Genomic DNA, 20796 nt, shown 5'->3' on the forward strand with positions numbered 1-20796 from the left:
GGGGATAGTGGAACTAGCCCGAGCGCGCATCGAACTCAAACGGCGGGTAGTCGTCGTACCAAAGCGAAGTATAGCCCTGAACGCGCCAGTTCCAGCGGTTGAACGCCATCTGCACGCCGAACATGTCGCTGGGATAGCGTTTGGTGAATAGCATCACCACGCCTGCGAAGATTGAGAGCGCGAGCCCCAAGCCGCCTATGAGGTACAGCACTATGTAGTGCGGCAACGCCATAAGCCACCACTTGAACACGACCCGCAAGCGAGACAGCCGTTCCGGGTATCTCACATACAAGTCGGCCGGGTAATCATCGTCCGTCGCTAGGCTGAACGGCGGATAACGGTCAGTGCCCAGCACGCCGCAATAGAAACTCACACGCCACCACCATCGCGATACGCCGACCGTGAAGTTGAACAGCCCCTGGGGGTATCGCGCCGTGAACAGAATGGCGAATATAGCGATTATCCATACGATAATCGCGACGACCGTCAGGAGTATCAGAATGATGAAGTGCGGTATCGCCAAAAACCACTTGACAAGCCACAGCCAGCGGCTAGGATCTTCCGGATATTCGCCGCGAATTTCCAACGGATAACCTTGTGTTTCTTCGTTTGCATCGGTAGCCATTGCATCGGTAGCCATCACAGCCTCCTTTCATAAACATTCTGTCTTGCCCAGCCTGTCAGTTACGGATAGGGCAGGGCGTTGTCGCTCTCCTACCTGCCCACTATGATGCCTTTTTGCCGCGCCTTGCATTCTCTAGCTTCGCGTACGATGTCTCATTTCTGCCGATGATAGCATATTTTCGTTGAATTAACTTGTCGGGAACCGTCCCGGGAAGATGATGCACAGATTCTCTTGAAGGCGTACAGGCGCTGTGCTATTCTGATAATTGGCCGGGGAGTAGCGCAGTTTGGTAGCGCACCTGCATGGGGTGCAGGGGGTCGCTGGTTCGAATCCAGTCTCCCCGACCATATCCTCAGCCTTGTCTTTCCTCGCCCGAATACCTCTGCGTCATATGCCGCCGCCTAGCCTTGCTAGACCCGCAGCTTTCATTCGCCCCGCCCATGTACACAATGAAACGATGCAGGAAGACTCCTCCGCACCGCCCGACGAACTTGCTCGTAGAGAGATTACTTGGATATACAGGATTAACAGGATAGGTCAGGATTATTCCATCCCGCCTATCCTGTCCATCAATGTAATTCTCGCGGTGGCTAGAACTGCCTGAAAGGCATGTCCTTCTCGTCGGCGTCCGTTACTATTTCTAGGAGGGCGGTTTGGCCGGATTGGACTATTCCGGCGCAGCGCTGGACGGCGCCTATGACTTCTTCGGGCTGCGTTACTCGCTCGCTGTGCGCGCCTAGTGCTTCTGCCATCTTTACGAAGTCGCCGCCGGTGGTCTTCGTGCCGTATAGGTCGTGCGCGGTGGCGAAGTGCTCGGGACGGTATATGCCCATCGATGAATTGTTGAGTATGACAGTCAGGATAGGGATATTCTCGCGTACCGCCGTCTCGAGGTCAGTGCCGACCATGCCGAATCCGTAATCGCCGATAACATTGACGCACAGCTTGTCCGGAGCTGCCAGCTTGCTGCCCATCGCGGCGCCTAGGCTGTACCCGAGCTGGGTGGACTTGCCCCAAGCGATGAAGCCACGCGGCGTAACGGTGCGGTAGAACGGGATCATCTGGTCGCGCGGGCTGCCGGAGTCGTGGTTCATTATAGTCTTGCCGTGGTCTATCGCCTTCGACAGGTCGTTGAGCGCGCGGTATGGGTTGATAGGCGTGGCGTCCGAGTGCATCTTGGGCAGCCATTCGCGCATCCACTCGTCGCGCACCGCCTGCACCTCGCCCGCGACATCGCCGCGGTCCGCACGCTCACTGCCGTCATCTGCCTGCATCGCCTTTATCTCGTCGATGAGCTGCTGTATCACCAGCTTGGCGTCGCCCACGACTGCGACATCGGGCGAGTAGTCTTTGTTCACATCGTTCTCATCGTTGGTGATGTGCACCAGCGCCTTGCTGTCGAACAGGTCCGCGCCGTAGTGTATTCGCGTGAAGCTGCAGCCGATTCCGAACACGACATCCGCCTTGTCAAGGAAGTGCACGACCATGCCGGTCGTGGTGCTGGAGCGCGTGCCGAGCGATAGCGGGTGGTCTTCGCGGAATGCGCTCTTGCCCGCCATAGATGTCATCACAGGCGTCTGCGTGAGTTCCGCCAGTTCTTGCAGTTCGTCCCACGCCTCAGCGTACAGCACACCCTGCCCGGCGTGGATGATCGGATTTTGCGCGCCGAGCAGCAGCTTCGCGGCATCACGCACATCCTGCGGGTCGCCTGCCGAGCGGCGCGGACGCACCGGGATGTATGGCGCGGCGCCATTGGACAGTTCGCCGCGCAGGATGTCGCTGGGGATGTCGAGCAGCACGGGGCTGGGACGACCCATTCGCAGCTGGCTGAATGCGCGGCGCAACGCGTTTGGGATTTCTTCCGGCAGGTCGATTCTGCCCGACCACTTGACGACCGATTCGTAGGTGCGGCTGGGGCTGAATGTGGGATGCACACCCGATCGGTTGCGCGGCGCGGATGCGGGCAGCAGCAGTATCGGCACGGAGTCGGCGTAGGACTGCGCGACTCCCGCGAAGGCGTTTTCCGCTCCGGGACCCGCCTGCATCGAGAATACGCCGGTGCCCTTGCCGTTCGTAACGCGAGTGTAGGCGTCCGCGAGGTTCACGCCCACGCGTTCCTGCCGGAATATCAGCGGCCGGATACCCGCCTTCGCCGCCGCCTCTTCCAGCGAGTTGAAGGGTATGACACCCATAAAGTCCACGCCTTCTTGCTTCAGTATCCGTGCCACCAAGTCTGCGCCGGTCATGTTTGTACTCCCTTATGCTTATGTCGATCTATGATTATTTGCTTGTCCGGCTAGTGCCGTGTGGGAATCTAGCCTTGCCATTTGGTCTTGTTATCTAGCTCTGCTCGCTGAGCAAAGCCAACACATCCGCGTCGAAAATGTCGTCCACATCGAGCGCGAAGCCCGGCAGGATAGGCGATACGAGCGTGTCGCCCATCTTGTACACGCCGGCGACATCGTAGTCGTCGCCCGCGAGAGTCAGGACGGTCACTTCCAGAGTATCCGAGTCCGCCTGCCAGTATTCGGGAACGCGGAATCGGGCGTAGAGTTCGCGCTTGCGAACCGTATCGTGTTGAGTATTCGAGGGCGAGAGTATCTCTACCACTAGGTCGGGCGCACCGTTGATAACGCTATATGTCATTATGCTCGCCCGCGCGTTGCTGACAAACAGGATGTCCGGCTGCACTACATTTATCTCCGAGAGCAGCACATCCGTCGCCGACCAAAGGACTCTGCCCAAGTTGTTATCATGCACAAATAGGCTCAGCCGTCGTCCGATGTTATCCTGAATCAACTGATGCACTACGCTAGGCGCGGCAGCCATAATTAACTCTCCGTCAATGATTTCGTAGCGCTCGTCATCAGGCATTTCGCGGTAGTCTTCGTATGTGACCATCGTTCCGCTGCGCTGCGTAGCCATCTCGCGCCTCCCTTGTTTGCGCTTGTGATTTGTGCTTGTGCGCCGTGTCGTATGTTCGCGGGTATCTTGACGGAGCACGGGTGCACGCTGATTGTAACATGCGAGTGTGTGTTGAACGGGGAATGTGGAAGATGCGTGGAGCGACCGCATGGAGAGTGAGGCAAGGATGGGGCGTGAGCAAGCGGGGCTAGTTGCGGCGGAGGGAGTTGCAGGCTACGCCGTCGCCATCGCCGTCTAGGCGGTGCGGGTCGTCGTTGGGGCCGCCGGCTGCGAGGAAGAATGCCTGCGCGTCGTCCCAGGTGTCGAAGTCGCCGCAGTTGCGGTCGGGTCCGTCCGGGTCATAGGGCAATTCGCTGGACGATGGCGCTGATGGCGGTATCGGAGTCGCTGTCGATGCGGGCGGCGCGGACGGCGATGTGGCAGCGCCTGTGCCTGATTCGATTACCAGCGAAGTCGGTTCGTCGCAGGTCGCAAGCATTTCGCCTAGCGCGTCTGCCTCGCGCTGGGTCGCCGTGAGACCCCAGTTCTGCTTGATGGTCGCCCAGTCAATAGCGTATTGGCACCAGTACTCTCGGCGAGACGGCCGCCATTCTTCGGGTCCCTTCCTGCCTTTCTGCCGGTTCGCGGACGCCTTCACAGCGATTAGGTGGTTGTCGTACAGCAGGGCGTTCGCGTAGTCCGCCTTGCGCTCGCGCGACCACGCCCAGCCGCCGGAGTCGTGGGCGTTCGCGAGCGGTACCATGTGATCGACATCTAGGTCGCCGGGGTCGGTGAACGACTCGCCGGTATAGACGCCGAACCATTCGCCGCTCTCCACACGGCAACGGTCAGCGTTCCGGTACGATACCGCGCTACGAGACTCGGCGATGAGAGTTTCCTGCCGCGCGTCTTGGCAATCGCGGTCATCGTCGTTCCAGTGTCGCCAATCGTCGCGGTCGTAGTCCGGCAAGTCGCGTGAGACCGGCGCGATGCTGACGGTTATCGTGCGCCCATCGCTTGGCGCTGGCACAGCGGGCGTCGATGCGGCGGATGTAGGCGGAACGGTTGCGGCTGGCGATACGCTTGTGGGCGATTCCGCAGGCGCCGCCGGAGTCGCGGACGGCGATGTTGTCGGTACGGACGGCACTGGAACCGACGCGGACGGCAACGGCGGCTCAGTCGCTCCGCAGCCGAAGACGAACAGCAACATGACGACCATCGTCAGGATGGGCGTGACGATGTTGCGATACTCTTGACTATTCACCCGCATCGAAAATCTCGTCCTATCTAGGCTGCTGCCAACTTGCTTCGATGCGACCTGGCAGGCGATTGACACTTCTTCATCGCACCACCTTAACTGTTTCGCTCATCAAAAGGCGAGGGATTTATGAAATCGTCGCTGATGCAAAGCTTACACATCAGCAAGTCAGGGCGCCACATCGAAGCACGCCGCGCCTAGAACATGCTCAGTTGCTGTGCGGGCGTCTCCGATTCATCCGGCGCGGCATCGTCCTGCTGCATGTCGCTTGGCATGGCGATGACTTCTTCGACTAAGGGCAGCAGGTTGCGGAAGTCGTTTTGCAGCGCGGGACGTAGGCGCGGGTTGTGGAGCGTTGCCGCCGGGTGGTACATCGGGTATATCATTCTGCCGCGCCATGATCGTGGCTTGCCTCGCTCGCGGCTGATGCTGCGGCCCGGGAAGAACTTGCCGAATGAAAATCGCCCTAGCGTGACGATGACCTTCGGGTCGATAAGCTCTATCTGCGCGTCGAGATACGCTGAGCATGCATCCAACTCGGCGGCGAGCGGATCGCGGTTGTTGTCCGGACGGCACTTGACCATGTTTGTGATATACACATCCGAGCGGCTCAGACCGATGCCCGCGAGCAAGTCTGTCAGCACATTGCCCGCCGCGCCGACGAACGGCAGCCCTTGCCGGTCTTCGTTGTAGCCCGGCGCCTCGCCGATGAACATTATGTCCGCGCTCGGCGAGCCGTCGCCCGGCACGGTGCGCGTGCGCCGCTCCGACAGCGCGCAACGGGTGCACCCGGCAATCTGCCTAACAATGTCGTCATAGTCGTTCATAGCACATTCCTCATCGCGGCGGCGTTCCAGCAGTTCACATATTCAAGGATATCGTAAGCAGTGCGCGGCGTGTGGGTCAATGCGCTTGCAGGCGCGATAGTGGTCAATCGTCTTGTACTAACGCCGCTCCCTTGCCTAACATTTCCCCATGCCTTACCGTCCGCCAGAAGGAAAGCGACCATCATCCTTCCCATCCCGTATCGATGTTAGCGTAATGACCGCTTGGCGGCTTGCTGATATACTTGATGCACGCAAACAGCATCCTCGCTCACAGGAGGCAGCATCATGACACAGTTGGCAGGCATATTCGGCTACCCGCTTTCGCATTCGTTGTCGCCCGCATTCCAGCAGGCGGCGTTTAACCATTACGGACTGGATGTGCGCTACCTAGCGTGGGAGACGCCGCCGGAGGGACTCGCCGAAGAGGTGGCGAAGATTCGCAGCGGCGACTTCATCGGCGCGAATGTGACGATTCCGCACAAGGAGAGCGTCATCGCGCTGCTGGACGAAGTGGACCCGCTGGCGCAGTCCATCGGCGCGGTGAACACGATAGTCAAGACGGCGGGACGCCTCGTAGGACACAACACGGACGCGCACGGATTCATGCGCGAGCTGAAGGAAGACGGCGGGTTCGAGCCTGCGGGCAAGCGAGCACTGCTGCTCGGCGCGGGCGGCGCAGCTCGTGCCGCGGCGTTCGCGTTATGTCGCGAGGGCGTGTCGTCTATCACCATCGCCAACCGCAATGTTTCCCGCGCGGAGGCGCTCGCGGAATCGCTGCACAACGACGCCGTGAGCGTGCTCGCCGCCGTGCTGGATGACACGACCTTAGAGCCTGTCGCGCTCGAATCCGATCTCATTGTCAACTGCACATCGGTGGGCATGCGGCACGGCGAATCCGAAGGGCAGACGCCACTATCGGGCGGCATAATACCGCACGAAGCGGTGGTGATGGATATGGTCTATAACCCGCAGAACACGCCGTTCCTAGCAGGCGCACGCAACGCAGGCGCAACGGCGCTGGGCGGCTTGCCTATGCTAATCTACCAAGGCGCAACAGCCTTCGAGATGTGGACGGGCAACAAAGCCCCCATAGACGCCATGTTCGCGGCGGGCAATGTAGCCTTGCTGAAGATGGGGTAGGTAGTTGTGGGGAGTAGTGTGGCGTATGTAAGGCTAACTTCGTCCGGTCGTGCGCCCTAAGCCGAAGCCGCCGACAAAGCTGAGGATCGCAACTATAACGATCGTCAGATTCACCCCATCATCCGTCAGCGAGAAGAAGACGATAAGCCCAATAGCGGCGATTAGACCTATCAGGAAGTAGAGGAATTGGTATCTTCGCGCGATGCTTGTGATTCGTGCTCACGCTCGTTGCTGCTTTCACGCCCAGCTATAATCGCAGTGATATGCTCAGAAGTGATGCGCTGGAACATGGGGTTGATGCTTGGAATACGTACTGATGTGAAACTGGCGAAGAGTCGCTGAGTGAGTATTTTTTCGAGCATCAGGGGATATGCGTTGAGCTTCTTCAATACCTATCAGTTCTGTCAACCCGTTGTTGCCTTCATCGGTGCCTAATAAGGGAGATTGTTCTGGCTCGGTATGTTCTTCCTTTGAGCTATCTTCGTTGTGTTCCATACTTACATCCATTCAGAAGTCTCTATCTTTCAAATTCCGGTTCAAGACTATCGAACAATCCCACGAATAATTCTTCTATTGCATTCGAGATCGAATTGGTTTGCTGGGCTATGTGCAATGCCAGCAACACCTTCAGAACGGCTTCAGCATCAGACCAGGATAATTCTCCCTCGCTGAGTAGCTTAGCAACAGTCTCTACGTCTTCAGCAAAGACGGCTTCCACAGGTCCATATGCAGGCAGTGTGGAGAATTGGGAGTTGATTTTCGCAGGCAACATACCGCGTACATCTCCTTGCAGTGTCCGTTGATTGTGAGCGCGATTATAATCGCTTAACATTAGTATATCAAATGTATTTCAAACGCAGACGAGATGACATTAGGCGTAGTTTGGACGTGTTTGATAGGCTATTATTGCTAGGGTACGCTCACCAACTAGGACAACTCAATTGAAACGCAACATCTTCCTCACAGGCTTCTCAGGCACCGGCAAGACTACTGTCGGGCGCGAGGCGGCTCGTATTCTTGGCTGGCAGTTTGTGGATTTGGACGAGCGCATCGAGGCGGACGCGGGCACTACTATTGACGCCATTTTCGCAGAACATGGCGAACCGCATTTCCGCGAGACCGAGGCGCAGACGCTGCTTACTGCTTGCGAATCCGAGCGGCAGGTCGTCTCCACAGGCGGCGGCATTGCGGAGAGCGCGGACAATCGCGCCGCTATGATGCAGCACGGCGCGGTCGTATGCCTCGAAGCCACGCCGGAGACGATTTTCGAGCGAGTGCTGGCGCAGAGCACCGGCGACGACGCCATCGTGCGCCCTATGCTCGCCGCGAACGACCCGCTTGAACGCATCCGTTCCTTGAAGTCCCTGCGCCAACTAAATTATACTCTTGCCCATTGGACAGTCCACACCGACATACTGACACCCGAGCAGGCGGCGCACGAAGTCGTCCGAGCGTTCGACATTCTCAATGAGGGCGACACCGCTATCTGCTGGAAAGCCTATCCGGATTGGATGCGCCAAAGAGCCGAAGATTTGCGCGCCGCCGACATGCAATCATCTGAATTACAGGCATCAGACCGGCAAGCATCAGACTGACGGACATCTGACCTGCACGACCGAACTTGAGCAAGGGAAAGACTGGAACGCCAATATGACCGAATATTCAGACCTCGCCGCAATCGTCAAATCAACACAAGGGGACTACCCGATATGGGTGGGTTGGAACACTATTGACGAGATTGGTGAGCGCGTCAATTCCATTCTCGATGTGTCCACCGCGTACATCATCACCGACGAGGGGGTGCATCGACAGGCGCGACGCGCGCAATTCTCGCTCGAAGCAGCCGGCATCGCCGCGCACATGTTCATAATGCCAGCCGGCGAGACGCATAAGACGCTGGAAACGGTGCAGCTCGTATATCGCTGGCTCGCAGAGCGCAAGGCAGAGCGCGGACATATGATAGTCGCGGTCGGCGGCGGCGTTGTGGGCGACCTCGCGGGCTTCGTCGCGGCGACATACCTGCGCGGCTTGCCATTAGCGCAAGTGCCAACAACCCTGCTCGCGATGATGGACGCGGCAGTCGGCGGCAAGGTCGCCGTTGACCTGCCGCAGGGCAAGAACCTCGTGGGCGCGTTCTACCAGCCCAAGTTTGTGCTTGTCGATGTCAGCACACTGCAAACACTGCCCAAGCGCGAGCTGACATCTGGCTGGGCGGAAGCCATCAAACACGGGCTGATTCTCGACCGCGACCTGCTGGACGCGTTCGAGACGCACAGGCACTCGCTGCTCGCGCTTGAGCAAGACATCGCCACCGACATCATCCGGCGCAGCGTGGCGATCAAGGCGAATGTAGTCTCTCAGGACGAGCGCGAGACGCTGGGCATACGCATCCTGCTGAACTACGGGCACACCATCGGACACGCCATCGAATCGACTACAGGCTACAGCAGTTTCCTGCACGGCGAGGCGGTGAGCGTGGGGATGATGGGCGCGGCGCGCATCGGCAACGCGATGGGGATGTTGGCGGACGAAGAAGTGGAACGGCAGCGCCAATTGCTCGAAAGCTACGGTTTGCCGCTGACCTGCGGCGAGATGGACATTGCAGCAGTTACAGACGCGATGATGTCCGACAAGAAGGTGAAGGGACGCGCGAACCGTTGGGTGCTGCTGGACGGCATCGGCAACGCCACCGTCCGCAGCGATGTTCCCGCCGCAGTTGTGCAGCAAACCTTAGAGGCGCTGGCGGTGGACTAGATGCCCGAGCTGGATTGGCTTACCGGCTCCGGTCCGGCTTGGCTGATAGCGTGGCTGTCCGCACTGGAATGGCAGCAAATCGCCGAGTGGATAACGCTTGCCATATTGGGCTTCGGCACCGGCGTCTTCGGCGTGCTGGTTGGCGCGGGCGGCGGCTTCATACTCGTGCCCATGCTGCGCATTCTCTTCCCTGAAGAAGACCCCTCCGTCGTGTCCGGCACAGTGCTTGCACTGGTCGCTGCCAACAGCATATCGGGGGCATTCGCCTACAGGTTGATGCGTATCGTGGACAAGCGCAGCGCGTACCTGTTCGCGGCTGCGGCAATCCCGGGTTCCGTCATAGCGCCTTTCGTCCTCAAAAAGGCGCTTGAAGAGCTGCCCGGCATATACGACGCCGCTTTCGGCGTAATACTGGTCCTGCTTGCTTTTCGTATAGCAGCGCAGCAGTTTAATACGCAGGAGCGTTCCGCGCTCGCCCGCGCCAGGAGACGCCGTCGCAGTTTCATCGATCCCCAGACACTTCACCGCCGACGCATAACCGCCGAATCCGGGGAGACCTACCGCTACCGCTTGAGCGAAAGGTGGGCAGTCCTCATCAACTTCGTGCTCGGCTTCATATCCAGCTTCTTCGGCATAGGCGGCGGCTTCCTCCGCACTCCGATACTCGTCTATGCCTTCGGCTTCCCGGTGCAGGTCGCGGTCGCCACATCCATATTCGCCCTGTCCTTCTACACCACCGCGGGCGCGGCGACCCATGCGATCATCGGCAACATCGAGTGGTTCCCCACATTCGTATTCGCGGGCATAGGCTTGGTAACCGGCGGACAGATTGGCGCGCGCCTCGCCGGAAGGGTACGCGGACCCTGGATACTGCGCCTTCTCATGGTAGTCATCCTCATCCTGGGCGTGCAGCTAATCATCCAGGGCATACGTGGGTAGAGCGCGGGGTATTAAAACTAACATGGATGCGCAGGATGGGAAGGATGAGTTCCTTTCCCTTCCGGATGAAGGCTAGGATGGGGGTTGTTAGGATTGGGACAGTCAACATGCGCCAACCACACCATCGCTGTACAATAATCCCATGAACCTGAACGACATGCCTTTCTTCACGCTTAACAAGACTGACGGAGACGCGCGCGCGGGTGTTTTGCAGACTCCGCATGGGGAAGTGCCTACGCCTGCGTTTATGCCCGTGGCGACGCAAGGGTCGGTTAAGGCACTGGACTCTGCGGACTTGCAGAACATCGGCGCGACCATCGTGCTCGCCAATACATATCACCTATACCTGCGACCCGGCGTGGACATTGTGAACGACCATGGCGGGCTGCACGGCTTTATGCAGTGGCATGGCGCGACTCTCACTGACAGCGGCGGATTTCAGGGGTTTAGCCTCGAACATCTGCGGAAGATTACCGAAGACGCCATCATATTCAAGTCGCACATCGACGGCAGCGAGCATACCTTCAGCCCGGAAGCGGCGGTACAGCACCAGCAGATGATAGGCGCGGACATTATCATGCCGCTGGACATTTGCGCTCCGGCGGACAGCGACCGCGAGACTGTGAGCGCGGCGGTGGACAAGACGAACCGTTGGCTGCTGCGCTGCGTCGATGCACACACCCGCTCCGACCAACGCATCTTCGGCATCGTGCAGGGCGGTTTGTTTCCCGATCTGCGCCGCAAGTCCGCACAGTTCATCACGAGCGTGGGCTTCCCCGGCTACTCGATTGGCGGGCTGAGTGTGGGCGAGTCGAAGCAGGCGATGTACGACACGGTGGAATACACCGCGCCGCTGCTGCCGGAGGACGCGCCACGCTACCTGATGGGCGTCGGATCGCCGGAAGACCTTGTGGAGTGCGTTGCGCGCGGCATCGACATGTTCGATTGTGTGCTGCCGACACGGGTCGCCCGCAACGGCGCGCTGTTCGTGCGTGAGGGCAGGCTGAACATCACGGCGGCAAGATTCAAGCGCAAGTACACGCCGATCGAAGAGGGCTGCGACTGCTACACCTGCCGCACATTCTCGGCGGCGTATGTGCACCACTTGTTCCGCGCGAAGGAGCTTCTGGCGTACCGTCTGGCGACGATACACAACTTACGCTTCATCCTACGGCTGATGGAAGAGATGCGCGCCGCGATAACATCAGGCGAATTCGCAGAATACCGCCGCGAGTTCCACAGCCGTTTCACACCGCCAGACGAGCGTGTCCGCCGCGCGCAAAAGCAAAAGTGGCTAGCCTCGTTCAACCGTGGAGTGAATTGACGGGAGTTGGCCTGCAACGGCTTCATCATCCCATCCTAACCTTCCCCCATAAGGGGGAAGGGACTTTTATGGAGCGATGTTAGTTTCCGCCTGCTACGGCTGGGACGATGCTGACTTCGTCGCCGCTCTTGGTGGCGGTGCCGATCCCGTCTAGGAAGCGCACATCCTCGCCGTTGATGTACACATTCACGAAGTTGCGCAACTCGCCCTCTTCATCGCAGAGTCGCGCCTTGATTCCGGGGTATTGGCTTTCCAGCGAGCCGATAAGCTCTTCCAGCGTGGCACCGTCCGCGTCCACCTTGTCTGCGCCGTCGGTTACGCGCCGCAGTGGTGTCGGTATCCTGACCGATATGCTCATGTCGAGTATTCCTCCGATTAGTTAGTTGATTGTCAATCTGTCGATTGGTCGCCAGCAGTTAATTGTCTGGGATTTCAGGGAAAAAGTTCAGAACGAAATAAGTGAAGCTACGAACGCGCGGACGCTCCTCCGCAATTTGAATGTCAGTGAGATGTCCTTGGTAGAAGTTAGAACGGAAGCGCTGTGCCACTTTGGATTTTCTGCCATCGTAATGTTGCCGGATTCTTCGACAAGCTGCCTAGAGTTGATAGCAAAGTGTCTATGTCTGCCGTAATCCCAGCCGCGCTCCATGGCAACTGCTGTCAATGCGTGCGCCACTGCTCCCCAGAGTTTCTCCGATGCCTGCATTCGCCTGCCTTCGGCGAATTCTTCGTCCGACACTGCCAGCCATGCCACAGCAAGTTGGGCGTGTTCTGAAGCGTTCATAAATCTAATTCAGCGCACTCTGATTTGTCTATTCGCCTGTGGCGCTGTTGCATGTGTCCACTCCATTTTGGTTGAGCAGCTTTAACACGAAGCGACTCGTACTCGGGGCGAAGAAATCGAACTCGTAGTCTTCAAGGTAACGAACGTTCATGTTGTCCTTGAATATGCCGGCGCCGGACATATAGTCCAATATCTTATCCTTGCCGCGCTCTTTCTCCAAGCGCTTAACGATTTCTCGCAATTCCGTCTCATCGTCGGTCTGCGGCGGCTGCCAGCCACACTCTACTGCTGCCGCTGCTAAGGCGTGTTCTAAGGCGCCCCACAGCATCGGGGAAACGCTGTCGTAGTCGCGCGCCATTAGAGCATCGTCCGCGCGCACCAGCAAGTCCAACGCCATTTGCTTGTACTCGGCGGCGGTCAGGTCTTGAACAACCATGCGCTTGCCTACCCTTCTATCAGGTCGCCCGTAATCGGATCGACCCGCACGCCCGCCGCTATCATCCATTCCAGCCCGCGCTCTATCTCGTCCTCGTCGCCTTCGAGTTCCAGCACGACCCAGCCCACACGCTCTTGCACATTGGCGCGGCGGATGTTCGTAACAATCTCGAATTTGCGGCCGAGGTTGTATATCAGCGGCTCGGTAATCAATTGTTCGGGGAAGGTGAACCTGACTCTTCGCCTAGCCATGACTCGTACCATTTCTTTCTTTCCGCGCTGCCATGTTGGTCATGAAATCTTCGTATGCGGGCGTGGTGAACACCGGATCGACGACGGATTCGACCACCTCTTGCGTCTTCAGCCCGTTGCCGGTGATGTACGCCACTGTCAGGTCGTCGGGCTGTATCTTGCCGCTCTTCGCAAGCTTTCGCAGTCCGGAAATCACAACGCCGCCTGCCGTCTCCGTGAAGATGCCCTCGGTTTCAGCGAGAAGCTGAATGCCTTCGACGACCTCATCTTCGGGCGCAGCGACCGCGCTGCCGCCGCTGTTTTCGATGGTCTTGATGGAATAGAAACCGTCCGCCGGATTGCCGATGGCGAGCGACTTGGCGATGGTGTCCGGCGTAACCGGGCGCACATGCGGCGTATCCTCATCGTATGCGGTGACGATGGGAGAGCAGCCCTCTGCCTGCGCGATGTGCATCTTGGTGTGCGCCGTTTCTATAAGCGACAGGTCTTTGAGTTCGTTCAAGCCCTTCCAGATTTTGGTAAAGAGCGAGCCGGATGCGCCGGGCACGACAACGGCGTCGGGCGCGCGCCAGCCGAGCTGCTCCGCGACTTCGTACGCCAGCGTCTTGCTGCCTTCCGAGTAGAACGGGCGCATGTTGATGTTCACGAACGCCCAGCGGTGGTTGTCCGCGAGTTCGCTGCACAGGCGGTTCACTTGGTCGTATGTGCCATCCACGGCGACGAGCGTTGCGCCGTATATGCCCGCACCTAGTATCTTGCCGCGTTCGAGGTCGGACGGGAAGAAGACCATCGTGTTCATGCCCGCCTTCGCGCCGTGCGCCGACACCGAGCCGGCAAGATTGCCGGTCGATGCGCACGCCAGCGTGTCGAACTCGAACTCCAGCGCCTTCGCGGACGCCACGGACACGACTCTATCCTTGAAGGAGAATGTCGGGTTGACGCTGTCGTTCTTGATGTACAGGTTGTTCAGCCCGAGCAGCCTGCCCAGGTTCTTGGCGCGCACGAGCGGCGTGAAGCCGGTCTGCATATCCAGAGCCATCTCCGCGTCCACAGGCAGAAGGTCGTGGTAGCGCCACATAGTCAGCGGACCCTTGGTGATGCGCTCGCGGCTGATGACGCTCGCTACGGCATCATAGTCGTAACACACCTCGAGCGGCCCAAAACAGAAGTCGCAGACATACTGCGGCTCGACAGGGTATTCGCTGCCGCATTCGCGACAACGCAGGCTCTTTACATAAGACAAGGCTGGTGCTCTCCGTATCGTACTAGCGCACACACGCACGCAACCCACATGGTAGCAACGCGCTTGTAAGAATGTCAATTTAGACTAGCGCGTGAATACAATCACCTCCGTCGCGAGCCAAGATGTTCTCCCAGACGGGGAAATAGATTATGAATGCGAGCAAAATTGGGGTTGACACGCAGGCGAATATATGTTCTACTTACTCTGTGAGTACAAATGTTCAACATCTATAGCAAATTTGCAAACCGTTAGGGAAGGAGGGAGACGGTGATGCCTTCGGATGAGAGAACATCTGTGATATACAGACCTTATGTTCATCAGAAAGGAGCATAGAAACAATGCCAGGACCAGATTGGGATTACGAAGCTAATTGGGAAGAGCATACTGCTGACTTGGACAAGCTGAAGAAGGATTTGGAAGACGAAACCGGTATCCGTTACAATATCTATTACCACGATAACGGATACTTGGTCATACACCCGGAAACCTCTGAGTTCGGAGCCGGCTATGCGCTCGCAGACGGTTTCTCCACTTGGCAGTCGTACATGGAGTTCGCATTTGGTGCGCTTGCTTGGGTGGGTAGCCCTGGCTTCCCGTCTAGGTTCTTGAGAAGGAAACGGGCAATCAATATCGCTTTCTCTCTGGACGACGCCCTGTCGGCTATCAAGCGCATCAAGGAAATGCCCGACGACCCAGTGGTGATTACTGACGAGCGTCCCGATGGCATATTCGATTATACTTACCACAACGGGATGTACACCTTTGAGTTCGTTCGGTAATACGATGACGCGACGCAAGGCGAATGACGACAAGAGGCCCAAGTGGGTTTGGGATGATGACTTGGAATGGGGAGACCCTCCGTTTAAGGATTTCATTACCCCGCTTGTGTTCAACCTGCTGGTTACATTCAAATGGTGGCGCAACAAAGAGCGCCGCAAGCGCGAACGCTACCGCAAGTGGCTCGGAAACGCGCGGCGCAAGTTCAAGATACTGCCGCGAGATAGCCAAGACCGATAGTAAACTCGCCAAAAGTATAGAACAACCCTATCAACGCCGACTCTGTCCCTCCGGGGTGGGTCGGCGTTGCACTTGTGCCCACTCCTTCCAGTCCCGCTCTCAAACCATTACAATTATGTTCATCCATCCCTTGACCGTCATTCCTGCGAAAGCAAGAATCCAGCCGGAGGTCTAACATGAGCAAGTTTGCAGGCAAAGTGGCTATCGTTACCGGCGGCGCGGCCGGCATTGGCGGCGCGACTTCACGGCTGCTGGCTGCGGGCGGCGCGAATGTCCTTATCGCCGATGTCAATATGACCGAAGCGCAAGCCAACGCAGAGACGATTCGCAGTGCGGGCGGCAATGCCGAAGTGCTGTACACCGATGTGGGCAAGCACGAGCATATCGCCGCGATGGTGCAAGTCGCCATCGACAATTGGGGCAGGCTGGACATCGTGGTGAACAACGCGTTCAGCCCGACGGACGAGAGCGACGGCGACGCGCTGACCGTTACCGAGACGGCGTGGGACGCAGGCATGGCGACGCTGGTCAAGGCTCACTTCCTCGCGGCGAAGTATGCCGTGCCGCATATGCGCGCGGTCGGCGGCGGCAGCATCGTCAACATATCGTCCGTGCACGGGCTGCTTATGGCGCCGCAAAAGCTCATATACGAGGCGGGCAAGTCCGCCGTCATCGGCATCACCAAGCAGATGGCGATAGACTTTGGTCCCGACGGCATCCGTGTCAACGCGATATGCCCCGGGCACATCGTTACCGAACGGCAGCGCGAACGCTGGGACGAAAACCCGTCCGGTTTTCGCTACTTCGAGGATCAATATCCCGTGCGCCGCACCGGCACGCCGGACGACATCGCAAACGCGGTCGCGTTCCTGTCATCGGACGAGGCGTCGTTTATCACCGGACACGCGCTCGTCGTAGACGGTGGCTTAACCGTGCAGCTGCAAGAAGACTTCAGCGTGCGGCAAGTCCACTACATCCGCGAACACCCGGAAACGCAAATGCCATACTAATGAGACGATTTCACAAATTCCTAATATTGTCATTCCGCGCTGTCTTTGTCATTCCGAACGCAGTGAGGAATCTGAAATCGTTGCATGCAAACCTGTTTCCGACTTTAGATTTCTCGCTTCGCTCGAAATGACAGGTATAAATTGCATTTGTGAAATCGTCTTATACTAATGCTCATCCACTATCCTACCCATCCAGTCCATACTACCCATCCCGTTAAGTAAGCTCCATGGACACCTTACCGGATTATCTGCAAGAAAACTTGGACATCGTGCTAGTGGGCTTGAACCCTAGCCTGTATTCGGTCGAAGTCGGGCATTACTTTGCCACGCCGCGCAACCGTTTCTGGCGCGCGATAAATCGCTCCGGCTTGCTCGCCGAGCCGCTAGACTCCGCGACCGATTACAAGCTGCCGGAACAGGGCATCGGCTTGACCGATGTGGTCAAGCGCCCAACGCGAGGCGCGTCCGACTTGCGCGCCGCAAACTACCGCGAGTGGGCTCCCGTGCTGAAGGCGAAGATGGAACGATTTCAGCCGCGCATCGTATGCTTTCACGGCGCGGTCGCCTATCGCAATTACCTGCGGCATGGCGAGGGCGTCCGGCAATCGACCATCGAGCTAGGCTTGCAGAAGCGCTGCATCGGGCAGTCGAAGGTGTTCGTCGTGCCGAATCCGAGTCCCGCGAACGCCGCTTATTCGCTGGACGCACTGGTGTGCTGGTATAGGCGGCTGGGCGAGATGATTTAGCGGGATGGGTAGGATATAGGGGTCGAGTATGGATACTTTGCGCGTCTTTGTTGCCATTGAGCTGCCTGATGATGTGAAGCGGGTCGTGGCGGATGCGATAGATTCGCTGCGGCGCGCGCGCATTGACAATCTGCGGCTTGTCCGTCCTGAGGGCGTTCACCTGACACTGAAATTTCTCGGCGACATTGGTGTTGATAGGGTGCCGGTGGTTAAGGATGCGATGGCGCAGGCGGTTGCCGCGTTTTCGTCGAAGCGCCGGTCGGATAATGCGCCTAACGCGCCGTTCTGCCTTACGCTTGGCACAACCGGCGTGTTCCCTAACGCGAATCGCGCTCGCGTGCTGTGGGTCGGCGTCGATGGCGATATGCCGGCGTTACGCTCGCTGCAAGTCCAAGTCGAAGACGCGCTCATTGCGGCGGGCTTTTCCGCAACTCAGCAGCAGCGATTCAACCCGCACCTGACCGTCGGAAGAATGCACCACAGAGCATCGCGAGCGGACAGGCAATTTGCCACAGACACCCTATCCGCATTGCAATTGCCCACAACTCGCATCATCGCGGTGAACGGTATCAGCCTTATGCGGAGCACGCTTCTGCCCGGCGGCGCGAAGTACGACCGCATAGCCCACGCGGATTTATAGGGTGGGAGATTAACATTGATGGACAGGATAGGGATGAACAGGACGGGAAGGATGTTGGTCTCAATTATGCCCAAGACTGGGGCTTGCTTCACTTACGCAGAATCTGATACTTTCGCGCGTGTGGACATACTTGTTTAACTCAACATTATAATGATACAATTGAGATATACTTCCTGAATATATTATCGGTATTCAAGTCGTGCAGGAAGAAGGAGGAGGGTGCCGTGCAACAGACTTGGCCGGAATGCAAAGCATGCCCACAGGGTAGCTTGCTTCCATTATCCGACTTCGGAAGTCAGGGAGCGCCGATTCACTACAAGGCTTGGGTGTGCAGCGATCCCGATTGCGGGTTCAACATCAAAATCCGCAACGGCGATGTGTACCTGAACGAGCCCATAGCCAACGGCGCAGCTCATATCCCACGCATGCGGTAGGCATTCGCAGGCTCTCCCCAAGTCTCCAATTACGCTCTTGCATTAGATGCGGCGGATTTGTGCGCCATATCGCGTATCCTGACCATCGATGTCTATTTCCGAACCGGCAGCGACTAGCGCATGAGAACCAGCCAGCAGCACAGCGACAATACGCGGCGTCCCGTTCGCCGGCGCAATTTGACGCTCGGCATTGCGATGGTAGTGGTGGGCGCGCTGCTGCTGACCATCGTCAGCGGCTACTTCGCCTACGCCACAAGCGCACGCTCGCAGCTCGGCGACCTCAATTATGTTGTGGCGGCGCAGTCCGCGCAGTCCACGCTCGCCAATCCGTCTGCTCCGGCCGGCGCGTCGTTTGCATCGTCGTCATCGTCTTCTACCATGTCGTCCGCGCCTTTGCTCAGCAATCCTGTCGTCGCTCCGGCGCAAGGCACAACGACTGGTGCATCGGTGACAACATCATCGGGCAGCGCCGCCGTAAACCTGCCTGTCAACGCGGGTTCGCAAGCAGGCGCCGTCAGCCCGGCGCAGTCATCAAACCATACTGGCCCGACTGGTCCGACCAGTCCGGCGAGTCCCGCCAATCAGGAAGAATCCACTTTGCCGCCGTCGAGCTACACTGCGCTCTATCCTGCGTCGCACATTCACCCCAAGTTCTGGGCGCAGCCGCTTTGGGCAGGCGGCGAGCCGTATGTGTACAACCCGGACGGTGGCGGCAGCGGATTGCCGGACGGATTCCGCGCGGTGTCGGCGGTGGATGACGCGCTGCTTCGGGGTTCGGGCAGCGCAACCACGCGCATCGCCATTCCGCTGATAGATGTCGATTCGGAGACGAAGGAACTGTCCATATTGAACTTAGGTGACAGCAGAGCGTACGAGACGCCGAAGAATCTGGTGGGACACATACCACAGTCGCCGAACCCGGGAGAACGCGGCAATGCGTGGTATTTCGGACACTTGGAAAGCCCGATTAGGGGCGAAGGCAACGTGTTCCAGCGTCTGCCGGAGATACCCGACCTGCTGCGAGACGGCGACGATGTGTTCGTGGAGTTGGAGAACGAAGACGGCAGCATATTCCTGTACAAGATCACTCGCACCGAGGTGTTGCACCAGGACGAGCTCGAACTCTACGGCGCAGATGTAGCGCAGCTAACGCTAGTAGCCTGCGTCCCTCGCCTAGTTTACGACCACCGTATAGTCGTAACCGCGGAATTGGTGGGCATCAAATACGCGCCGGGCGTGGTTCACTAACATTGATGGACAGGAAGGGCAGGATTGGGGCGGAGATGGGATGAATGAGCGAAAATTACCGATGCGAGCCTGCCGGCGACAGCACATCCTGCATTACGGCGATGAAGTTGCGGGTGGGCGTGGAGACTGTTTTGCCCTTTAGCGTTACGATGCCCGCTTGATCGACGGGCAGGAAGTTTGCCAGGCTTATGACGCCTACGCGCTGCGAGTCGTCCGGCTCTATCGACAGACGGGGTCCCACCGATATGCCCATGCCCAGCTCGACATACCGCTTGATCATGTCCATGCTGTCCAGCTCGACTATTATGTCGTAGTCCACGCCGCGCCGCTTGAACTCTTCCTCCAAAATCTGCCGCGTGTGCGTGCCGCGTCCCATTAGAATGAGCGGCGACCCCGCTATCTGCTCCAGCGACTGCAGCGGCTCGCGCATTAGCGGATGGTCCAGCGGCGTTATCAGCACGCGCTCGTACAGGAACAGCCCCTGAAACTCCAGCGACTCACTCTTCTCCGCGTGCTGCACCACGCCTAGGTCAACATCGCCGCTCTCCACCATTTGCAGCACCTCGGTGCGCGTGCCGGAGCGCACCCGCAGGTGAACACGCGGATAGCGGTTCAGGAACACGCGCACCACGCGCAGCAGCGTATGCGGGATGATGTCCGGCGTGGACGCGATGTGCACCGGGCCCTCTTCTTCGGCGAGCGCGGTCATTGTCGGCAGCGCGTCGATGCCTTCAACCAGCGGCGTAACGATGTCCGCCAATCGCTGTCCGGCGAGCGTGAGCTGTATGGGACGCTTCACCCGGTCGAACAGCGTCATATTCAGTTCTTCTTCCAATTTCTTGATGTGCGTCGTAACCGTAGGCTGCCCCAACCCAAGTTCCCGTGCCGCCCGTGAAATGCTCCGCAGGCGCGCCGCCGTGCTGAAGCTCCTCAGTTCCCGAATTTCCATTTGTTGATAGACCTCTGCAAGAATGTAGAACCATGTTGTCATTGCTGTAACAAATATAACATATTCAGTAATATATCTTCAAGTAATGCTATGGATTGCCTATGATGGATACATACCGCAAGTGAACTGCCAAACGTGGCAGAATGAAACGGTATTCTGCAAACCTTGAAGGCAAGGAGGTTGCACATGATTGACAGATTCGTAGGTTCTATTCGGGGAATCCGCCGCCACCGTACGGGGCTGGATTCCTACATCGCCGCCGTGCAG

25 protein-coding genes and 1 tRNA gene are annotated in these 20796 nt (G+C 58.2%); 13 read left to right on the forward strand and 13 right to left on the reverse strand.

All coding sequences use genetic code 11. The features are described from left to right. Positions 1–13: 13 nt before the first annotated feature. Positions 14–625, reverse strand: coding sequence for a DUF4389 domain-containing protein (locus F4X57_11735; protein MYC07820.1), 612 nt, complete (start codon positions 623–625; stop codon positions 14–16). Between the two features lie 270 nt (positions 626–895). On the opposite strand from F4X57_11735, the gene F4X57_11740 reads away from it, so the two are divergent. Next, positions 896–972 (forward strand) — tRNA-Pro (locus tag F4X57_11740). A gap of 243 nt (positions 973–1215) precedes the next feature. Here F4X57_11740 and F4X57_11745 read toward each other — a convergent pair. The 4 genes from F4X57_11745 to F4X57_11760 all read right to left on the reverse strand — a co-directional run bounded on the left by F4X57_11745 (position 1216) and on the right by F4X57_11760 (position 5614). Then, a complete protein-coding gene (locus tag F4X57_11745) occupies positions 1216–2871 on the reverse strand; it encodes a thiamine pyrophosphate-requiring protein (protein MYC07821.1) in 1656 nt (551 codons plus the stop codon). Positions 2872–2965: 94 nt separating this feature from the next. Then, positions 2966–3700 carry a Uma2 family endonuclease gene (locus tag F4X57_11750; GenBank protein ID MYC07822.1) on the reverse strand — a complete coding sequence of 245 codons (735 nt, stop codon included), beginning with the start codon at positions 3698–3700 and terminating at the stop codon, positions 2966–2968. 37 nt (positions 3701–3737) lie between these two features. Continuing rightward, positions 3738–4799: a DUF1524 domain-containing protein gene (locus F4X57_11755; GenBank protein MYC07823.1), complete on the reverse strand. Its 1062-nt coding sequence runs from the start codon at positions 4797–4799 to the stop codon at positions 3738–3740. A 185-nt stretch (positions 4800–4984) separates the two neighbouring features. Next, positions 4985–5614, reverse strand: a complete 630-nt coding sequence (locus tag F4X57_11760; GenBank protein MYC07824.1) for a uracil-DNA glycosylase — start codon at positions 5612–5614, stop codon at positions 4985–4987. A 285-nt stretch (positions 5615–5899) separates the two neighbouring features. Here F4X57_11760 and F4X57_11765 point away from each other — a divergent pair, with 285 nt between their 5' ends. Next, positions 5900–6754: a shikimate dehydrogenase gene (locus F4X57_11765; protein ID MYC07825.1), complete on the forward strand. Its 855-nt coding sequence runs from the start codon at positions 5900–5902 to the stop codon at positions 6752–6754. Between the two features lie 267 nt (positions 6755–7021). Here F4X57_11765 and F4X57_11770 read toward each other — a convergent pair whose 3' ends face one another. Both F4X57_11770 and F4X57_11775 read right to left on the reverse strand, forming a co-directional pair. Beyond that, positions 7022–7249, reverse strand: a complete 228-nt coding sequence (locus F4X57_11770; protein ID MYC07826.1) for a hypothetical protein — start codon at positions 7247–7249, stop codon at positions 7022–7024. A 22-nt stretch (positions 7250–7271) separates the two neighbouring features. After that, positions 7272–7586, reverse strand: a complete 315-nt coding sequence (locus tag F4X57_11775) for a hypothetical protein (protein MYC07827.1) — start codon at positions 7584–7586, stop codon at positions 7272–7274. A 70-nt stretch (positions 7587–7656) separates the two neighbouring features. Here F4X57_11775 and F4X57_11780 point away from each other — a divergent pair, with 70 nt between their 5' ends. From F4X57_11780 to tgt, 4 genes are all read left to right on the forward strand, one after another. Next, positions 7657–8349: a shikimate kinase gene (locus F4X57_11780; GenBank protein ID MYC07828.1), complete on the forward strand. Its 693-nt coding sequence runs from the start codon at positions 7657–7659 to the stop codon at positions 8347–8349. Continuing rightward, a complete protein-coding gene (aroB, locus tag F4X57_11785; protein ID MYC07829.1) occupies positions 8222–9508 on the forward strand; it encodes a 3-dehydroquinate synthase in 1287 nt (428 codons plus the stop codon). The genes F4X57_11780 and aroB overlap by 128 nt, the downstream gene beginning before the upstream one ends. Then, positions 9509–10447 carry a sulfite exporter TauE/SafE family protein gene (locus F4X57_11790; GenBank protein MYC07830.1) on the forward strand — a complete coding sequence of 313 codons (939 nt, stop codon included), beginning with the start codon at positions 9509–9511 and terminating at the stop codon, positions 10445–10447. It abuts the gene before it with no gap. A 142-nt stretch (positions 10448–10589) separates the two neighbouring features. Further along, positions 10590–11771, forward strand: coding sequence for a tRNA guanosine(34) transglycosylase Tgt (gene tgt / locus F4X57_11795; protein MYC07831.1), 1182 nt, complete (start codon positions 10590–10592; stop codon positions 11769–11771). A gap of 79 nt (positions 11772–11850) precedes the next feature. On the opposite strand, the gene F4X57_11800 is transcribed toward tgt, so the two are convergent. The 5 genes from F4X57_11800 to F4X57_11820 form a co-directional block, all read right to left on the reverse strand. Then, positions 11851–12129 (reverse strand): MoaD/ThiS family protein, encoded by a 279-nt coding sequence (locus tag F4X57_11800; GenBank protein ID MYC07832.1) that lies wholly within the window; start codon positions 12127–12129, stop codon positions 11851–11853. A gap of 87 nt (positions 12130–12216) precedes the next feature. Continuing rightward, positions 12217–12555 carry a hypothetical protein gene (locus F4X57_11805; GenBank protein ID MYC07833.1) on the reverse strand — a complete coding sequence of 113 codons (339 nt, stop codon included), beginning with the start codon at positions 12553–12555 and terminating at the stop codon, positions 12217–12219. A 28-nt stretch (positions 12556–12583) separates the two neighbouring features. Continuing rightward, positions 12584–13060 carry a HEPN domain-containing protein gene (locus F4X57_11810; protein MYC07834.1) on the reverse strand — a complete coding sequence of 159 codons (477 nt, stop codon included), beginning with the start codon at positions 13058–13060 and terminating at the stop codon, positions 12584–12586. Beyond that, on the reverse strand, positions 13000–13242 hold the full coding sequence (locus F4X57_11815) for a FeS-binding protein (GenBank protein ID MYC07835.1): 243 nt from the start codon (positions 13240–13242) through the stop codon (positions 13000–13002). The genes F4X57_11810 and F4X57_11815 overlap by 61 nt, the downstream gene beginning before the upstream one ends. Beyond that, positions 13235–14485: a threonine synthase gene (locus F4X57_11820; GenBank protein MYC07836.1), complete on the reverse strand. Its 1251-nt coding sequence runs from the start codon at positions 14483–14485 to the stop codon at positions 13235–13237. Before F4X57_11820 ends, F4X57_11815 begins: the two co-directional genes overlap by 8 nt. A gap of 338 nt (positions 14486–14823) precedes the next feature. Between F4X57_11820 and F4X57_11825 the strand changes: the two genes are divergently transcribed. From F4X57_11825 to F4X57_11855, 7 genes are all read left to right on the forward strand, one after another. After that, positions 14824–15264: a hypothetical protein gene (locus F4X57_11825; protein MYC07837.1), complete on the forward strand. Its 441-nt coding sequence runs from the start codon at positions 14824–14826 to the stop codon at positions 15262–15264. Next, positions 15248–15502: a hypothetical protein gene (locus F4X57_11830; GenBank protein MYC07838.1), complete on the forward strand. Its 255-nt coding sequence runs from the start codon at positions 15248–15250 to the stop codon at positions 15500–15502. Before F4X57_11825 ends, F4X57_11830 begins: the two co-directional genes overlap by 17 nt. A gap of 176 nt (positions 15503–15678) precedes the next feature. Then, positions 15679–16512 (forward strand): SDR family oxidoreductase, encoded by an 834-nt coding sequence (locus tag F4X57_11835; protein MYC07839.1) that lies wholly within the window; start codon positions 15679–15681, stop codon positions 16510–16512. Positions 16513–16739: 227 nt separating this feature from the next. Continuing rightward, on the forward strand, positions 16740–17258 hold the full coding sequence (locus tag F4X57_11840; GenBank protein MYC07840.1) for a mismatch-specific DNA-glycosylase: 519 nt from the start codon (positions 16740–16742) through the stop codon (positions 17256–17258). A gap of 28 nt (positions 17259–17286) precedes the next feature. After that, positions 17287–17898, forward strand: a complete 612-nt coding sequence (gene thpR / locus F4X57_11845; protein MYC07841.1) for an RNA 2',3'-cyclic phosphodiesterase — start codon at positions 17287–17289, stop codon at positions 17896–17898. A gap of 224 nt (positions 17899–18122) precedes the next feature. Beyond that, positions 18123–18332 (forward strand): hypothetical protein, encoded by a 210-nt coding sequence (locus F4X57_11850; protein ID MYC07842.1) that lies wholly within the window; start codon positions 18123–18125, stop codon positions 18330–18332. A 120-nt stretch (positions 18333–18452) separates the two neighbouring features. Then, the gene (locus tag F4X57_11855; protein MYC07843.1) at positions 18453–19580 is read left to right on the forward strand and encodes a sortase; all 1128 of its coding nucleotides are present in this window, start codon (positions 18453–18455) and stop codon (positions 19578–19580) included. A gap of 55 nt (positions 19581–19635) precedes the next feature. Here F4X57_11855 and F4X57_11860 read toward each other — a convergent pair whose 3' ends face one another. Further along, positions 19636–20571 (reverse strand): LysR family transcriptional regulator, encoded by a 936-nt coding sequence (locus F4X57_11860; GenBank protein MYC07844.1) that lies wholly within the window; start codon positions 20569–20571, stop codon positions 19636–19638. Between the last annotated feature and the right edge of the window lie 225 nt (positions 20572–20796).

The organism is Chloroflexota bacterium, assembly GCA_009840355.1.
Classification (GTDB): Bacteria; Chloroflexota; Dehalococcoidia; order Lucifugimonadales; family JADFKI01; genus Bin90.

Excerpts from the sequence above, each read along its gene's own strand:
- F4X57_11735 (MYC07820.1), bottom strand. The coding sequence starts at position 625 with ATGGCTACCGATGCAAACGAAGAAACACAAGGTTATCCGTTGGAAATT.
- F4X57_11745 (MYC07821.1), bottom strand. The coding sequence starts at position 2,871 with ATGACCGGCGCAGACTTGGTGGCACGGATACTGAAGCAAGAAGGCGTG.
- F4X57_11750 (MYC07822.1), bottom strand. The coding sequence starts at position 3,700 with ATGCGGTCGCTCCACGCATCTTCCACATTCCCCGTTCAACACACACTC.
- F4X57_11755 (MYC07823.1), bottom strand. The coding sequence starts at position 4,799 with ATGCGGGTGAATAGTCAAGAGTATCGCAACATCGTCACGCCCATCCTG.
- F4X57_11760 (MYC07824.1), bottom strand. The coding sequence starts at position 5,614 with ATGAACGACTATGACGACATTGTTAGGCAGATTGCCGGGTGCACCCGT.
- F4X57_11765 (MYC07825.1), top strand. The coding sequence starts at position 5,900 with ATGACACAGTTGGCAGGCATATTCGGCTACCCGCTTTCGCATTCGTTG.
- F4X57_11770 (MYC07826.1), bottom strand. The coding sequence starts at position 7,249 with ATGGAACACAACGAAGATAGCTCAAAGGAAGAACATACCGAGCCAGAA.
- F4X57_11775 (MYC07827.1), bottom strand. The coding sequence starts at position 7,586 with ATGTTAAGCGATTATAATCGCGCTCACAATCAACGGACACTGCAAGGA.
- aroB (MYC07829.1), top strand. The coding sequence starts at position 8,222 with ATGAGGGCGACACCGCTATCTGCTGGAAAGCCTATCCGGATTGGATGC.
- F4X57_11790 (MYC07830.1), top strand. The coding sequence starts at position 9,509 with ATGCCCGAGCTGGATTGGCTTACCGGCTCCGGTCCGGCTTGGCTGATA.
- tgt (MYC07831.1), top strand. The coding sequence starts at position 10,590 with ATGAACCTGAACGACATGCCTTTCTTCACGCTTAACAAGACTGACGGA.
- F4X57_11800 (MYC07832.1), bottom strand. The coding sequence starts at position 12,129 with ATGAGCATATCGGTCAGGATACCGACACCACTGCGGCGCGTAACCGAC.
- F4X57_11805 (MYC07833.1), bottom strand. The coding sequence starts at position 12,555 with ATGAACGCTTCAGAACACGCCCAACTTGCTGTGGCATGGCTGGCAGTG.
- F4X57_11810 (MYC07834.1), bottom strand. The coding sequence starts at position 13,060 with ATGGATGATAGCGGCGGGCGTGCGGGTCGATCCGATTACGGGCGACCT.
- F4X57_11815 (MYC07835.1), bottom strand. The coding sequence starts at position 13,242 with ATGGCTAGGCGAAGAGTCAGGTTCACCTTCCCCGAACAATTGATTACC.
- F4X57_11825 (MYC07837.1), top strand. The coding sequence starts at position 14,824 with ATGCCAGGACCAGATTGGGATTACGAAGCTAATTGGGAAGAGCATACT.
- F4X57_11835 (MYC07839.1), top strand. The coding sequence starts at position 15,679 with ATGAGCAAGTTTGCAGGCAAAGTGGCTATCGTTACCGGCGGCGCGGCC.
- F4X57_11840 (MYC07840.1), top strand. The coding sequence starts at position 16,740 with ATGGACACCTTACCGGATTATCTGCAAGAAAACTTGGACATCGTGCTA.
- thpR (MYC07841.1), top strand. The coding sequence starts at position 17,287 with ATGGATACTTTGCGCGTCTTTGTTGCCATTGAGCTGCCTGATGATGTG.
- F4X57_11855 (MYC07843.1), top strand. The coding sequence starts at position 18,453 with ATGAGAACCAGCCAGCAGCACAGCGACAATACGCGGCGTCCCGTTCGC.
- F4X57_11860 (MYC07844.1), bottom strand. The coding sequence starts at position 20,571 with ATGACAACATGGTTCTACATTCTTGCAGAGGTCTATCAACAAATGGAA.